13 protein-coding genes are annotated in these 15,210 nt (G+C 64.5%); 5 read left to right on the forward strand and 8 right to left on the reverse strand.

From position 1 onward, the window contains the following. Positions 1-82 precede the first annotated feature (82 nt). Together DESPIG_RS09330 and DESPIG_RS09335 are read right to left on the reverse strand one after the other, a co-directional pair. On the reverse strand, positions 83-400 hold the full coding sequence (locus DESPIG_RS09330; RefSeq protein ID WP_006007905.1) for a TusE/DsrC/DsvC family sulfur relay protein: 318 nt from the start codon (positions 398-400) through the stop codon (positions 83-85). Between the two features lie 226 nt (positions 401-626). After that, positions 627-1,283 (reverse strand): CBS and ACT domain-containing protein, encoded by a 657-nt coding sequence (locus tag DESPIG_RS09335; RefSeq protein ID WP_006007907.1) that lies wholly within the window; start codon positions 1,281-1,283, stop codon positions 627-629. 155 nt (positions 1,284-1,438) lie between these two features. On the opposite strand from DESPIG_RS09335, the gene larC reads away from it, so the two are divergent. The 4 genes from larC (at position 1,439) to DESPIG_RS09355 (ending at position 6,228) form a co-directional block, all read left to right on the forward strand. Beyond that, entirely contained in the window at positions 1,439-2,599 is a 1,161-nt protein-coding gene (gene larC / locus DESPIG_RS09340; RefSeq protein WP_006007909.1) for a nickel pincer cofactor biosynthesis protein LarC, read from the forward strand. Positions 2,600-2,721: 122 nt separating this feature from the next. Next, positions 2,722-3,246 (forward strand): hypothetical protein, encoded by a 525-nt coding sequence (locus DESPIG_RS09345; protein WP_040369787.1) that lies wholly within the window; start codon positions 2,722-2,724, stop codon positions 3,244-3,246. Between the two features lie 171 nt (positions 3,247-3,417). Further along, the gene (locus DESPIG_RS09350) at positions 3,418-4,647 is read left to right on the forward strand and encodes a dicarboxylate/amino acid:cation symporter (RefSeq protein WP_006007913.1); all 1,230 of its coding nucleotides are present in this window, start codon (positions 3,418-3,420) and stop codon (positions 4,645-4,647) included. A gap of 294 nt (positions 4,648-4,941) precedes the next feature. Next, complete coding sequence (locus tag DESPIG_RS09355) at positions 4,942-6,228, forward strand: L-cysteine desulfidase family protein (RefSeq protein WP_006007917.1); 1,287 nt, start codon at positions 4,942-4,944, stop codon at positions 6,226-6,228. Positions 6,229-6,852: 624 nt separating this feature from the next. On the opposite strand, the gene gatA is transcribed toward DESPIG_RS09355, so the two are convergent. The 5 genes from gatA to dnaK all read right to left on the reverse strand — a co-directional run bounded on the left by gatA (position 6,853) and on the right by dnaK (position 12,930). Next, on the reverse strand, positions 6,853-8,313 hold the full coding sequence (gatA, locus tag DESPIG_RS09360) for an Asp-tRNA(Asn)/Glu-tRNA(Gln) amidotransferase subunit GatA (RefSeq protein WP_006007919.1): 1,461 nt from the start codon (positions 8,311-8,313) through the stop codon (positions 6,853-6,855). A 12-nt stretch (positions 8,314-8,325) separates the two neighbouring features. Continuing rightward, complete coding sequence (gene gatC, locus DESPIG_RS09365) at positions 8,326-8,622, reverse strand: Asp-tRNA(Asn)/Glu-tRNA(Gln) amidotransferase subunit GatC (RefSeq protein ID WP_006007921.1); 297 nt, start codon at positions 8,620-8,622, stop codon at positions 8,326-8,328. 23 nt (positions 8,623-8,645) lie between these two features. Then, the gene (locus tag DESPIG_RS09370) at positions 8,646-10,052 is read right to left on the reverse strand and encodes a type 1 periplasmic-binding domain-containing protein (RefSeq protein WP_006007923.1); all 1,407 of its coding nucleotides are present in this window, start codon (positions 10,050-10,052) and stop codon (positions 8,646-8,648) included. Positions 10,053-10,599: 547 nt separating this feature from the next. Further along, the gene (locus DESPIG_RS13830) at positions 10,600-10,893 is read right to left on the reverse strand and encodes a hypothetical protein (protein ID WP_147589012.1); all 294 of its coding nucleotides are present in this window, start codon (positions 10,891-10,893) and stop codon (positions 10,600-10,602) included. A gap of 117 nt (positions 10,894-11,010) precedes the next feature. Beyond that, a complete protein-coding gene (dnaK, locus tag DESPIG_RS09375; RefSeq protein WP_006007927.1) occupies positions 11,011-12,930 on the reverse strand; it encodes a molecular chaperone DnaK in 1,920 nt (639 codons plus the stop codon). Between the two features lie 430 nt (positions 12,931-13,360). Between dnaK and DESPIG_RS09380 the strand changes: the two genes are divergently transcribed. Then, a complete protein-coding gene (locus tag DESPIG_RS09380) occupies positions 13,361-14,197 on the forward strand; it encodes a split-Soret cytochrome c (protein ID WP_040369788.1) in 837 nt (278 codons plus the stop codon). A 152-nt stretch (positions 14,198-14,349) separates the two neighbouring features. On the opposite strand, the gene DESPIG_RS09385 is transcribed toward DESPIG_RS09380, so the two are convergent. Beyond that, on the reverse strand, positions 14,350-15,165 hold the full coding sequence (locus DESPIG_RS09385; RefSeq protein WP_006007932.1) for a ZIP family metal transporter: 816 nt from the start codon (positions 15,163-15,165) through the stop codon (positions 14,350-14,352). Positions 15,166-15,210: the final 45 nt, after the last annotated feature.

The following is a 15,210-nucleotide window of genomic DNA, read 5'->3' on the forward strand; positions in this document are numbered from 1 at the left end:
GAAAAAGGCGTCCGCCTGCGAGAGGGGACGCCTGAAAGGGAAAAGGCGGGACGAAGCCCCGCCTTTCAAGCAATGCTGAGAACTACACGCAGCCGGTGGGCTTGGGCAGGCCAGCCATCTTGCAGGCGCCTTTGCCGGGGCCGGAGGGGAACAGTTCGTACACTTCTTTCAGCTTGTAGCCGGTGTTCTTGGACAGAATGCGGACCATGGGAGCGATACCGTTCTTCTTGTAGTAGTCCTGCAGGAAGTCCAGGATCTTCTGGTGGTCAGCGGTGATTTCGGCGATACCTTCGGATTCCTTCACGAATTCCATCCATTCCGGGCACCAGTCGTCGAAACGGAGCAGGAAGCCGTCTTCATCAACTTCGAAGGTTTTGCCCTGAAAGCTAATTTCAGCCATGCGTGTCCTCCTTGGACGTTTGCTCTATTCGGGCCTTGCGGCCCGAGCCAGACAGCCGAAGCATATGGTGTTCGGCTCATTCCCCATTGATTGCGAAAGCTCTGCAATCGCAAATGCACACTTCTTTTGCCACAAAAAAATAATCTTGGCAAGCCCTGAAAAAACCGTCAAAACCTACGCATATACGAAGATTTGCGTCTGCTGCTTGCTTCAGGGAGGCGGTCAGCTACACATCATAAGGAGCAGCCAGCAGCAGCGTGCCGGTCGCTTCCAGATCTTTGACGAGGGCTTCGACAGCGGATTCTTCCATGCTGCGGATACGGACATAGATCTGGCGCTTGTTGTCTTCCATATAAGAAGACAGCACCGAGATGATGCGGGCATCGTGCTTGCGCAGGGTATCGAAGATCACACGCATGCTGCCGGGGGTATCGGACAGTTCGAAAGCGAACTGCATGCCTTCCACACGGGCGCCGGTGATGTTGATCAGCAGCTTGAAGATATCCTGGTCGGTGATGATGCCCACCAGCTTGTTGTCTTCGGAGACCACGGGCAGACCGCCGAACTTTTTGTCCATCATGAGGATGGCCGCCTGTTCCACGCTGTCCCAGGGCTTGATAGTGACCGGCTTGGCGGTCATAATGTCCTTGGCCTTGAGTTCTGCCAGAAGGTATTGCATTTCATGCACTTCCAGCGCCGTGGCCTTGGAGGGCGACGCGCCCTTGACGTCTCTGTCGGAGATGATGCCCACCACCCGGTTCTGGTCATCGACCACGGGCAGGCGGCGGATCTGGTGTTCCTTGAGCAGGTTGCGGCACTTCAGCAGGGACGTGTCGGGCTTGACGGCAATGACGTTGGTAGCCATCCAGTTTTCTACGAGCATGGATCCTCCTGTTGAACAGAGACCCTGCGGCATGCCGCGGGCGGGAAGGTTCCCTTTTCTGTCCTGTCCTTTCACCATATACCAAGCCGCGCCCACAAACAAGCCTGTAGGCAAAAGTGTGGCAGCGCGGATTTTCATGACGGAGTCAGTATCAGATGCAGCATCTTTTCCTTGATTGCAGTCACGGCATGAGCGGGGACATGACCCTGGCGTCCCTTGCCCATCTCGGTGTGGACCTTTCCCCCCTTCCGGGCCTGCTGGCACAGGCGGGCGTGGCCTGCCGCCTGGAGGTCTGGCGGGAAGAGCGGGGCGGCGGTCCCGGATGCCGGGTGGAAGTCAGCTGGGAGGCGGAGGGCCAGCCCCTGCGGCACCAGGCGGACATCGCCGCCATCTTCGCCGCCGTGCCCGTGGCCGACAGGGTGCGCGAAAGGGCCCTGGCCGTGCTGGAAGCCCTGACCCTGGCCGAGGCCGAGGCCCACGGCATCGCCCCTGAAGAGGTCCATTTCCACGAAGTGGGCGCCGTGGACACCCTGGTGGACATCCTGGGCGCCTGCTGGGCGCTGGACCGGCTGGGTGTGGAGCGGGTGACGGCCTGTGCGCTGCCCTGGTTCGGGGGCAGCATCACCTGCGCCCACGGCGAGATCCCCCTGCCCGCGCCCGCCACGGCCAATCTCATGCGCGGCCTGCCCGTACATCCCACCGATGCGAAGACGGAGCTGGTGACCCCCACCGGCGCGGCCCTGGCCCGTGTACTGGTGGACGAGTTCGTGGACGGCCCGGAAGGTCGCCTGCTGGCCATGGGCACGGGCTACGGCGCGCGTCCGGCGCCCACCGGCCTGCGGGCCTGGCTCGTGGAGGCCCGGGAGCCCCGTCAGGCCGATCACGGCCGGGGGGGCGAAGAGGACGTGATGCAGCTGGAGTGCCATCTCGACCATCTGACCGGCGAGGAACTGGGCACGGCCCTGGAACGGCTGGCCGCTGACGCCGGGGTGCTGGACGTGCTGTGGCTGCCGGGCACAGGCAAGAAGAACCGCCCCGCGGGCCTGCTGCGGGTGCTTTGCCGTCCCGCCGATACGGAAGAGATCGCCCGGGCCGTCCTGCGCCATACCCACACCCTGGGCCTGCGGCGCCAGCTGCTGCAACGCCTGGTGCTGCCCCGCAGGGCCACGACCTGTACCTGCGGCGGGGCAAGCCTGCCCGCCAAGGAATACGAACTGGAAGGCAGGACGTATGTCCGGCCGGAGGCCGACGCCGTGGCCCGTCAGGCAGAGGCGCTGGAGCTGGGGGCCCCGGCATTGCGCTTTGGGAGAAAATGAAAGCTTTTTCCACTATCTGTAAAAATATTTAGCCTTGCTCCTCTCCTTCGGGGATGCTATGCGGGAAATGTGGGGCAAAGCTGCCCGCAACGGGTGGCCCCCGACTCGCAAGGAGTTTTGCCATGAGCGCAAAGAACTTTCGTCTGCTGCTGCCGGCCCTGGCCCTGGCCTGTATGACCACGTTCGCTTTTGCGGATGAAGGACAGGCCGCGCAACATGTCGCTGACGGGATGCCCGTGGTCGCGGATCATGCCGACCACGTGGGCGTGATGCCCGGGACCCTGGTGGCCCGCAACGACAACGGCCGTCATGAAGGCTGGCATAAGGATAAGCCCCGTCCCAAGGGACATTACAAGAAGGGCCCCCCTCCCGGACCCCGCCCCGGGTACCATCGTCCCGGCGACCGCCCCGGACCCCGTCCCGGTTATCACCGTCCTGGTGATCGCCCCGGTCCCCGTCCGGGCTACCACCGTCCCGGTCCTCGTCCCGACGGCCCGCGCCCCGGCTATCATCGCCCCGGTGACCGTCCCGGACCCCGCCCCGGCATCCATGACGGTCGCGGCCCGCGCCATGATGGTCCCCGTCCCGGCCCGCGTCCCGCTGGCCCTCGTCCCGATCACCGGCCTGATGGCCCCCGTCCCCGTTAGGACGCTGTCCTTTCCCGGTTAGGTAATCCACAGGAGGTCTGCTTTGCAGGCCTCCTTTTTTTGTCAGGGAAAGCAGGCCATGCGGCACGGCGCATTGCAAAAGCCTCTGGCCTGCGCTACGGTAGCCAAGGTGTCTATGGTTTGCGTATCTTAACCCCCCGGAGGTGCAGGATGGCTGCTAAGGTCGGCGATTTTTCCCTTATTCTCAAACTGTTGGGCGGCATCATCATCGGCGCCCTGCTTGGTCTGTACATCGGCGAGAACGCCGACGGCTCCCTGAAGCACGTCATGGACGTGGTGGTCTCCCTGCGCCATATCTTCGGCCAGATCATCTTCTTCCTGGTGCCCCTGGTCATCGTGGGCTTCATCACCCCCGCCATCGTGCGTCTGGGCCAGAACGCCAGCAAGATCCTGCTGGTGGCCGTGGCCCTGGCCTACATCTCCTCGCTGGGCGCGGCCTTGTTCTCCATGATCTCCGGCTACTGCATCATCCCCAACCTTTCCATCGCCACCAGCACCGAGACCCTGCGCTCCCTGCCCGAGATGGTCTTCCGTCTGGACATCCCGCCGCTGTTCAGCGTCATGAGCGCCCTGGTGCTGGCCCTGACCATGGGCGTGGCCATCGTCTGGACCAAGTCCGAGACCCTGGGCAAGATCTTCTGCGAGATGGAACGCATCATGACCGCCCTGGTCAACCGCATCATGATCCCCATCCTGCCCTTCTTCGTGGGCCTGTCCTTCCTGGGCCTGGCCTATGAGGGCTCCCTCAGCCGCCACCTGCCCGTGTTCATCATGATGGTGCTCATCGTCATCGTGGGCCACTTCATCTGGCTGGCCGTGCTCTACGGCATCGGCGGCGCCCTGTCCGGCCGCAACCCCTCGCAGGTCTTCCGTCATTACGCGCCTGCCTACCTGACCGCCGTGGGCACCATGTCCAGCGCCGCCACCCTGCCCGTGGCCCTGGAATGCGCCCGCAAGTCCTCCGTTCTCAGCCGCACCATGGTGGAATTCATGGTGCCCCTGGGCGCCACCGTGCACCTGTGCGGTTCCGTGCTGACCGAGACCTTCTTCGTCATGACCATCAGCCTGATGCTGTATGGTTCCCTGCCTTCCGTGGGCACCATGCTGCTCTTCTGCGTGCTGCTGGGCATCTTTGCCGTGGGCGCCCCCGGTGTGCCTGGTGGTACCGTGGTGGCCTCGCTGGGCATCGTGACCGGCGTGCTGGGCTTCGACCCCAATGGTGTGGCCCTGCTCATCGCCATCTTTGCCCTGCAGGACAGCTTCGGCACGGCCTGCAACGTGACCGGTGACGGCGCCCTGACCCTGATGCTGGAAGGCCTGTTCAACCGCAATGGCGAACTTGGGCCGTTGCAGGACGTGGCTCCGGCGGAAAAGATCTAGGCGTTTTTTCAGTTTCGATCGTTTGACGGGGAGGGGCCCGGCGGCAGGTACGCTCCGGCCCCTGTCTCCGGGCCCTTCCTGTTCTGTGTCCTTTCCGGCGGCCATCCTTTTTCTCATGGCTGCCCATGTGTCCCCTGTCCGCCGGGAGCCCGGAACCGGCCCCCTGCCGAAAGCGTCGTCCCGCTGTCCGCGCCGTGCTGCTGCCGGAAGGGGCTCTGGTCGCTATTTCCGGGAGCCTGTCTCCCGTTCCCTGTTCCAACCTTCTACATCGTGGGCCTCAGGCCCGGAGAATGCATGAGTCTGTCTCTTGCCGACAGGCAGGCCATCCTGGCCCTGCTGCATCAGGAAGTGGTGCCCGCCCTGGGCTGCACCGAACCCATCGCCGTGGCGCTGACCGCGGCCCGTGCCGCCGAGGCGCTGGGCCGGACACCGGAACGCCTGGACGTGGCCGTCAGCGCCAATCTGCTCAAGAACGGCATGGGCGTCATGGTCCCCGGCACGGGCGAGATGGGCCTGGCCATTGCCGCCGCTGCCGGTGCCCTGGGCGGGAAGAGCGCCCTTGGCCTGGAATGCCTGGCCTCGCTCGATCCCGCACAGGCCGAAGCCGCCCGGGCCATGGTGGCCGCCGACGCCGTGGAGCTGCACCTGCCGGACAACGACTTGCTGCTGTACTGCCTGGTGACGGCCCATGCCGACGGGCACAGTGCCGCCGCCGAGCTGCGTGACAGCCATGACAACATCACCCGCGTCTGGCAGGACGGTGCCCTGGTGGAAGACCACATGCCCGCGGAGACCGGCGAAGCCGCTCCCGCCGACTGGCCCCTGACCCTGGCCCGGGTCTACGAATTTGCCACCACCGCGCCGCTGGAAGAGATCAGCTTCATCCTCGAAGCCGCGCGCATGAACCGCCAGGTGGCCGAGGAAGGCCTCTCCAGCCAGTACGGTCTGGGCGTGGGCAAATCCATGGACGCCCGGGTGCGCAAGCACATCCTTTCCGATGATCTGCCCACCTTCGCCATCCGTCTGACCGCCGCCGCGGCCGACGCCCGCATGGCCGGGGTCATGATGCCCGTCATGAGCAATTCGGGCAGCGGCAACCAGGGCATCACCTGCACCATGCCCGTGGTGGCCTGCGCCATCCGGCAGGAAAGCAGCGACGAGGACCTGGCCCGCGCCCTGATGATGAGCCACCTCACCTCCATCCACATCAAGCATCACCTGGGCCGCCTTTCCGCCCATTGCGGCGCCATGGTGGCCGCCACGGCCGCCGGGTGCGGCATCGCCCTGCTGCTGGACGGCGATCTGGCGGTCATGGAGCGCACCATCCGCAACATGGTGGGCAACGTGGCCGGTATGATCTGCGACGGTGCCAAGAGCAGCTGCGCCCTTAAGGTCGCCACCGCCGTGGGCGCCGGCATCCAGGCCGTCATGCTGGCCCTGGACGGCTCCGTGGTGCCCGGTAACGAAGGCATCACCGACGACGATATCGAAGTCTGCATCGCCAACCTGGGCCGCTTGGGCTCCACGGGCATGAAGGAAGCCGACAAGGTCATCCTGGATATCATGCTCAAAAAGTCCTAAGCAGGAAGGATGGCTGAAGAAAATGTTTGATGAGGGGAGAGGGAAACCCTTTTGGAAAAGGGTTCTCCCTCTCCCCTCATGCTCCCCTCTCCCTTCCCAAAACTTTTGTTCCGGTCTCCGGCAGGTGGCGTAGCGCCACAGGCGGAAGAAGATGGGCAGTCTCCAGAAGAGCATGGGGGAGGACGGTAAGATCTGCTTAACTCAAGCATAAAAAGCGCCCGGTCGTTTCGACCGGGCGCTTTTGCATTCACAGGGCGAGGGGCCGGGCAGGCCGTGTTTTCTCCACGGGGTGTCATATCGTCCCCTTTGGGCAGTCGTGGTCGATTGACGATCCAAGAGACAGGATGGCCCGGGGAGTTTTGTCTCCTGCACGAACGGTCAGACGAGAGGAGCCCGGTCAGTTTCTGGCCGGGCTCCTCGCATCTGGCGGCCCCGCATCCGAAGACGGGGACCTGCATGCAGATCAGAAAAAGAGGTTTTGGAAGGGAGGGGGGAAGGCCGACCAGGGGCGGCCCTCAGAGCCGTGCCCGTTACGACGAAGGAAGTTACGGGCATCGAGAGCTGGCTGGAGGGAGAACCTTTTCTCGAAAAGGTTTCCCTCCCCCGTTGCCTTGCTTGCGCATTCTACAGCTGGGCCAGACCGATGCCGGGCAGGGCGGCTTCGAGACCGGCACCCAGACGGAAGAGGCCCGCTTCGTCAAAGGCCTTGCCGATGAGCTGCATGCCCACGGGCATCTTGCTTTCGGCGGCCATGCCCACGGGCAGGGACAGGCCGGGCAGACCGGCCAGGTTCAGGGACAGGGTGTAGGCGTCCATGAGGTACATCTGCAGCGGATCGGCGCTGTGGCAGCCCATTTCCCAGGCCGTGACGGGGGAGACTGGGGCCAGCAGGGCGTCGCACTGTTCGAGGGCGGCCAGGTATTCGTCACGGATAAGGCGGCGGACCTGGGCGGCCTTGCGGAAGTAGGCGTCGTAGTAGCCGGAGGAGAGCACATAGGTGCCCAGCAGGATGCGGCGCTTGACTTCCTGCCCGAAGCCTTCGCTGCGCGAGCGCACGTAGAGCTCGGCCAGCTGCTTGACGTCGGCGGCGCGATGGCCGTAGCGCACGCCGTCGAAGCGGGCCAGGTTGGAGCTCGCTTCGGCCATGGCGATGATGTAGTAGGTGGCGATGGCCGCATTGGTGTGCGGCAGGCTCACTTCCACGATCTCGGCACCTTCGGCGCGGGCCGTCTCGATGGCTTTTTCGCACACGGCGCGCACTTCGGGAGCGAGGCCTTCGGCATAGAATTCCTTGGGCAGGCCCAGGCGGGCGCCCTTGAGGGAAGGCGCGGCGGCAGCGGCGTCATAGTCGTCCACGGGGCGGGGATCGCAGGTGGCGTCGCGCTGGTCATGACCGGCGATGACGCCCAGCACGCGGGCGCAGTCGGCCACGCTGCGGCCCAGGGGACCGATCTGGTCCAGGGAGGAGCCGTAGGCGATGAGGCCGTAACGGGACACGCGGCCGTAGGTGGGCTTGATGCCGGTGCAGCCGCAAAGGCTGGCGGGCTGGCGGATGGAGCCGCCGGTATCGGAACCCAGGGAGGCGAAGCACTGGCAGGCGGCCACGGACGCGGCGGAACCGCCGCTGGAGCCGCCGGGCACGCGCTGGAGATCCCAGGGGTTGTGCGTGGTCTTGTAGGCGGAATTTTCCGTGGTGGAGCCCATGGCGAATTCGTCGAGGTTGTTCTTGCCCAGGATCACGGCACCGGCCTCACGCAGGCGCTGCACGGCAAAGGCGTCGTACACGGGTATGTAGCCTTCGAGGATGCGGGAACCGGCGGTGGTGGGCATGCCCTGGGTGGACAGGGCGTCCTTGACGGTGACGGGCACGCCCCAGAGGGGCTGGGAAGCATCGGGGCCCTGGGCGTCCAGCTGGCGGGCGCGGGCCAGGGCGCCTTCGGCATCCACATGGAGCAGGGCGCCCACGCGTTCTTCAGTGGCGGCGATGCGGTCGAGGCAGGCGCGGGTGGCTTCTTCGGCACCGATCTCTTTCTTTTGCAGGGCATCGGCCAGCGCGGTCAGGTTCAGCGAGCAGATCTCGTTCATGATGCGTCTCCTTTAGACGATGCGCGGCACGATGAAATAGTCTTCATCATGTTCGGGAGCGTTGCCCAGCACGTCCTCACGGCGGCGCTTGCGCTCGGGCTGGTCGTCGCGCATGGGGGTGGCATGGCTCACGGGGCTGTAAAGGGGTTCCACGGCGCTGGTATCCACCTGGGCCAGCACATCCATATAGGCGAGGATGTCGCCGAACTGGCGGGCAAAGAGGGCCTTTTCCTCGTCACTGACGGCAAGGCGGGACAGCTGGGCCATGTGGGCCACGACGTCCTGGCTGATATTCTTGTTTTCGGACATGGGATCTACCTTGAGGTGCACCGTTATCGGGCGGTACGGGTTGTGCCGGTGGTGGCCGGCGAAAGGCGCAGTTTGTACGACGGCTGGGGCGTGGTGGACAGGGGCGCCACACCGGGCGTCGGGGACGTGGCCGCGGGCGTGTTGAGCACGGCGGGCCCGGCCGACATGCCGGGCAGGCCCGGGATGAGGGAGTTGCCCTGTTCGTCCACGGTGGGCAGGCCCTGCATGCGCAGGGCGGCACGCTGCAGGATGGCTTCGCGCATGTTGCGGAAGCGGGTCAGATCCAGCGGCTCCATACCGTTGGCGCCGGGCTGGAACAGATGCAGTTTCTGGTGGGCGATGCCCTTTTCGTCCCAGGAAAGGGGGGCCATGGCCCACTGGATCTTCATGTTGGCGGCCTGGGCATTGACCGTGGCGGCCGGGGGACGGCTGTCGAAGGCCATGCGCACGGCAAAACGCACGAAGTCATAGCCCAGGGCCACCCAAAAGTCGGTACCGGGGGCCCGCAGGGCGGCGGGGGCCTGCGTGATGTCCCAGGCGGCGGGGAAGACCGCCAGGGCATAGCGGTCGGGCTCGGCCACGGTCTTGCCGTCCAGGCCCTGTTCCCACAGGGTGGTGCCCAGCAGCACGAGGCGATCCTCGCCGTTGTACATCAGGCTGGTGGTCAGCAGGTTCATGTTCTTCCAGGAGTCGGGCAGGAAGAGCGCTTCGAACTGCGTCTGGGGGATGGGCGCGGTGATGTTCTCCTGGGTGGTCGGATTGATGAGCGTGGCGGCCTGGCCGCTCCAGGTGCTGGACTGGCCGGGCGTGTAGCTGGCCGAATGCAGGGTGATGCCCATGCCGGTGAGCTTCTGGTCCAGCAGGCCGGTCATGCGGGGGCCGTAATTGTCCGTGGGATAGAAGGCGCCAAAGGTGCGCAGGCCCAGGTCTTCGGTGACGAAGCTCACCAGACGGTCGATCTGGTCCTGGGGGCTGGGGAAGAAGCGCCAGGCCCGCACGCCTTCGTCACCGGGCAGCAGGCTGGGCATGAAGGCGAAGAAGACGCGCTTTTCCAGCATGCCGGACGTCTGGATCTGCTTGAAGATGGGGGCCTGCAGGGGGCCGCCAACCATGACGCAATTGGGGGGCAGGGCGGCAAGCTGGGCGTTCCAGTCGGACTTGCTGGTATCCACCACATGCAGCTGTGCCAGCAGGCCGCCGGCCTGGAGTTCGCGCAGGGCGATCTCGGCGCCGTTGCGGATCTTGGCGGCAACGCCGGCATAGGGGCCGCTGCTGGGCAGGGCCAGGGCGATATGGGGCCCCGTGGGCGTGGCGGGCTTGGGAGCCGGAGCCTTGCTGGGAGCGGAGGGGGAGAACTGGCAGGCGCTGAGCGCCAGCACCAGGAGCAGCAGGATGGGGAGAAAAACGCGGGGCGAGCAGCTGTTTTTCATGGCAGTACAGGGCTGAAAGGATGCGTCGTTTCCGGACGCGGGACGGGCCGGGACCGGATGGCCGGTGATGGCATGCCTCAGGCAGGCGGCATGGTGGACATGCTGCCGGATACGGGACGGGCGGGAGCGGCGTTCCCGGGCAAGTCTGGAATCATAGCCCGCTCTGCAACGTGGCGCAAGGGGCGGGAAGGAGGTGCGCGGGGAAGGGGGAGAGGAAGGGACAAAAAAACGCGACGCGCCCAAGGATTGGATTGGAGCGGAGCGCGTCGCGGCTGTGCCTGTGGGAGGCACAAATATGGCAGGCTTCCGGGGTACCGGAAGGGGGACCTTTTTCAAATCCAGAAAGTTATGCAGCAAAAAGAATTTTTTGTAAAGATGCGTCATGGCAGGAAATATCCTTGCCCTGCCAAAGCGTTTCCCGGCAGTGGCAAGCGGTACGTCCCGGGCCTTTCCAGCCCGCATGCGGGACGATGCCACACGCCCTTTGATCCGGATGCGGGCCGGAGACAAAAAATGCGGAAGCTCCGGAGAGCTTCCGCAAAAGGCATCAGCGACGCGGGGGATGATCCCGCCTGTCATCGCGTCGGTCATGGACTGGGACGGGCTTGTTGTCCCCGTGGCGGGGCTCCGGGCGGGGAGTCACATGGGCCGGGGGCGCGGGCTTGCTGGGCTGGACCCTGTGCGGCGGGGGCGGCGGTTGCCGGTGATGGCGCGGCGGTGGCGGGTCGTCGTACCAGGGATCGTTGTTATGCACACAGCCTGTCCCCAGGAGGAAGAGCCCGGAGAGCAGGATCAGGGCCAGGACGTGCAGGAGCCTGACAAAAGCGGGATATGGACGCATAGGCACTCCTTGGTTCCCTTCAGGATAGCATCCCCGGCGCAGGAACGAAAGAGTCTGCGGGCACAAAAAAAAGGACGGCCCCGAAGGGCCGTCCCTGATATCCGGTTGGTGTGGGGATTATTTCTTCACTTCGGTGAAGTCGGCGTCCACCACGTCGTCGTTGTTGTTGCCCTGGGCGGCACCGGCGCCGGGATTGGCGCCCGCACCGGGCTGCTGCTGGGCACCGCCGTTGGGAGCCTGCTGCTGGTAGAGCTGTTCAGCCAGCTTGTGGGAAGCCTTGGCCAGCTCTTCGGTGGCAGCCTTGATGGCGGCGGCGTCATCGCCTTCCATGGCCTTGCGCAGGGCGGCGATCTTGCCTTCCACGTCGCTCTTCACAGCGGCGTCCACCTTGTCGCCCAGATCGTTCAGGGACTTTTCGGTGCCGTAGATCAGGCTGTCGGCGTGGTTGCGGGCCTCGATGGTCTCCTGCTTCTTCTTGTCTTCGCTGGCGTGGGCTTCAGCTTCACGCACCAGGCGCTGGATGTCTTCTTCGGACAGGCCGGAAGAGGACTGGATCTTGATGGACTGTTCCTTGCCGGTGCCCATATCCTTGGCGGACACGTTGACGATACCGTTGGCGTCGATATCGAAGGTCACTTCGATCTGCGGCACGCCACGGGGTGCCGGCGGGATACCGGTCAGGTCGAAGCGGGCCATGGTCATGTTGTCGGCCGCCATGGGACGTTCGCCCTGCAGCACGTGGATGGACACGGAGGGCTGGTTGTCAGCGGCCGTGGTGAACACGTTGCTCTTGCGGGTGGGGATGGTGGTGTTGCGGTCGATCAGCTTGGTGAACACGCCGCCCATGGTCTCGATACCCAGGGACAGGGGCGTCACGTCCAGCAGCAGCACGTCCTTCACGTCACCGGCCAGGATGCCGCCCTGGATGGCAGCGCCCATGGCCACCACTTCGTCAGGGTTCACGGAACGGTTGGGATCCTTGCCGAAGAACTCGCCCACCTTCTTCTGCACCAGAGGCATACGGGTCATGCCGCCCACCAGGATGACTTCGTCGATCTGGTTGGGGGAAAGACCGGCGTCGGCCAGGGCCTTCTGGCAGGGAGCGATGGTGCGGTCCACCAGGTCGCTGACCAGGGCTTCCAGCTTGGCGCGGGAGAGCTTGACCACCAGGTGCTTGGGACCGGTCTGGTCGGCGGTGATGAAGGGCAGGTTCACTTCCGCTTCCATGGAAGTGGACAGGTCCTTCTTGGTCTTTTCAGCGGCTTCTTTCAGGCGCTGCAGGGCCATGCTGTCCTTGGACAGGTCGATGCCGTTTTCCTTCTTGAATTCTTCCACCAGGTAGTTGATGACGCGCTGGTCGAAGTCTTCGCCGCCCAGGAAGGTATCACCGTTGGTGGCGAGCACTTCCACCACGTTGTCGCCCACTTCCAGGATGGAGATATCGAAGGTACCGCCGCCCAGGTCGAACACGGCGATCTTTTCGTTGGCCTTTTTGTCGAAACCGTAGGCCAGGGAAGCGGCCGTGGGTTCGTTGATGATACGCTTCACTTCCAGACCGGCGATGCGGCCGGCGTCCTTGGTGGCCTGACGCTGGGCGTCGTTGAAATAGGCGGGCACGGTGATGACGGCTTCGGTCACGGGTTCGCCCAGGTAAGCTTCGGCGTCGGCCTTCAGCTTGGCCAGGATCATGGCCGAAACTTCAGGAGCGGTGTAGGTGCGGCCGTCCACTTCCACACCGGCGTCGCTGTTGGCGGCGGAGGTGATGGTGTAGGGGGAATGTTCCTTCCAGCGGTCCACTTCGGGAGAAGCGTACTTGCGGCCCATCAGACGCTTGATGGCGAAGATGGTGCGCTTGGGGTTGGTCACGGCCTGACGTTTGGCGATCTCGCCCACCAGGCGTTCCTTATCGGTGAAAGCCACCACGGAGGGAGTGGTGCGGCCGCCCTCAGGATTGGTGATGCACTTGGGGTCCTTGCCTTCCATGACGTAGACACAGGAGTTGGTGGTCCCAAGGTCGATGCCGATGATTTTGGACATATGTGGATCCTCCTCGGAGAAATAAAAACTGTATCGGTGAACGCCGTAGCGGCGTCTCTTTCGCTTGCGTCCTCTAAGTAAGTCTTTCTGCGTGCTCGTCCAGTGGCAAATGAAAAATTTTTTCCGTGATTCCGGTCCGGGCACGCGGCGCAGGCCGAAGGGAGGGAAGGCGGGGCCCCGTGAACCCGAAAAAACAGCCGTCCGGCGCCATAGAGGGCGCTGTTGGCAGGGCGTGACGGACATGCGGCAGCGCCTGCCATCCGCATGTCGTCAGGGGGATGGGACCATTTTGGGCTACCGGGACCCGGCCGGAAAAAAAGGAAAGTACCCCTGCTCCGGGCGGCCTGGTCTTGCTTTCCCTGCTGGAAAAATGTAGTGAAAAAAGTAACGACTATCATAGAGGGCGCAACGCGCCGAAGAAGGAGGATATATGGACAACAGCAGACGTAATTGCCTGTGTGGTCTTGGTGGCCTGGCCGTAGGCGGGGCTGTGGCGGCCCTGGTGGGCACCGGCAGCAGCATCGCCCAGGCGGCGGCTCCGACCAAGCGCTTCGAGCAGGTCAACGGCGAATTCGGCTGGAAGCCCCACAAGCTGGATCCCAAGGAATGCGCCAAGGTGGCCTATGAAGGTTACTGGTACAAGGGCTACGCCTGTGGTTACGGCGCCTTCTACAGCATCATCGGCGTGCTGGGCGAAAAATACGGCGCCCCGTACAACCAGTTCCCCTTCAGCATGCTGGAAGCCAACAAGGGCGGCATCTCCGACTGGGGCACCATCTGCGGCGCCCTGTACGGTGCTGCGGCCGCCTTCGCCCTGTTCTGGGGCCGCAAGGAACGCACCCCCATGGTCAACGAGCTGTACCGCTGGTACGAAGTGACCAAACTGCCCATCTACAATCCCGGCGAACTGGCCCAGGGCGTCAAAGGCGACCTGCCCAACAACGCTTCCGGCTCCGTGCTCTGCCACATCTCCGTGTCCAAATGGTGTGCCGCCAACAAGATCGAAGCCACCAGCAAGGCCCGCAGCGAACGTTGCGGCCGTCTGACCGCCGACGTGGCCTACAAGGCCGTGGAGATCTTCAACGCCAAGATCGAACAGGGCAAGAACTACAAGGGCACCTTCGCCGTGCAGCCCGCCGTGAGCGGCTGTGGTGAATGCCATCAGACCAAGGGCAACGATGCCAACTGGGCCAAGGGCGTCATGGACTGCACCCCCTGCCACAACGGCGCTGAGCCCCTGCTGAACAAGTTCGAAAACCATCCCTAGGTCAGGGACCCTGCTGCCGGGCATGGCTGCCTGAGCGCACATGATACGAAAAGGGCGCGGCTCCAAGGAGCCACGCCCTTTTCGTTTGTCTGATTTTCGTTGCCCCATGGTCAGGCGCCCATGCCTGCTGGCCGAAGGTATGGCAGCAGGAACTAGCCAACCAGGCTGGAAAAACTCATGACCAGGCAGAGGCCGCCGATGCAGGCCACCGTGGCGGCGTTGCCGTTGCCGGAAGCATTGGCTTCGGGGATGACTTCTTCGATGACCACATAGACCATGGCGCCCGCCGCAGCAGCCAGGGCAAAGGGCAGCAGGCTGCCCGCCACCTGGGAGGCGACGGCACCGAGGATGGCACCGATGGGCGCCGTACAGCCGGAAAAGACACCGCACAGCCAGGAACGTTTGGCCGAGAAGCCTTCGGCCCGCAGGGCCGTGGCCACCACCAGGCCTTCGGGCAGGTTCTGGAGCAGGGTGGTGCCGGTGACCATGAAGGCGGAGCTCATCTCCAGGGCCACGCCCGAGGGCAGGGTGCTGCCCGCGGCCACGGCGCCGTAGCCCACGCCCATGGTCAGGCCTTCGGGGATGTGGTGCAGGGCCATGGCCGTGACCAGCAGGACGCTGCGGCGCCAGCTGGTGGAAAGGCCTTCCTGCTGCTTCTGGCGGATGTGCAGATGGGGCAGGAGATGGTCGAGGCCCATAAGGAAGGCCGCACCGGCCATAAGGCCGCAGACGATGGGGATGAAGTGCCAGCGGCCCATATGGGAGGCCATCTCGGCCGCGGGCTGCAGCAGGCCCAGGAAGGCCGCGCCCAGCATCATGCCGCCGGCGGCCCCCAGCATGCAGTCCATGGCCAGACGGGAAAATTCGCGGCGCAGGAAGATGGCGCTGGCCCCCAGGCTGACCGAGATCCAGGAAAGGATGCCGGCAAGCAGGGACTGCAAGATGGGATGACCGAAAAGTGCTTCCATGAAACGTTCTCCTTCTGGTTGGTCAGACCGGGCCCGACGTATCAC

Source organism: Desulfovibrio piger ATCC 29098 (genome assembly GCF_000156375.1).
In the GTDB taxonomy this organism is placed as follows: Bacteria; Desulfobacterota; Desulfovibrionia; order Desulfovibrionales; family Desulfovibrionaceae; genus Desulfovibrio; species Desulfovibrio piger.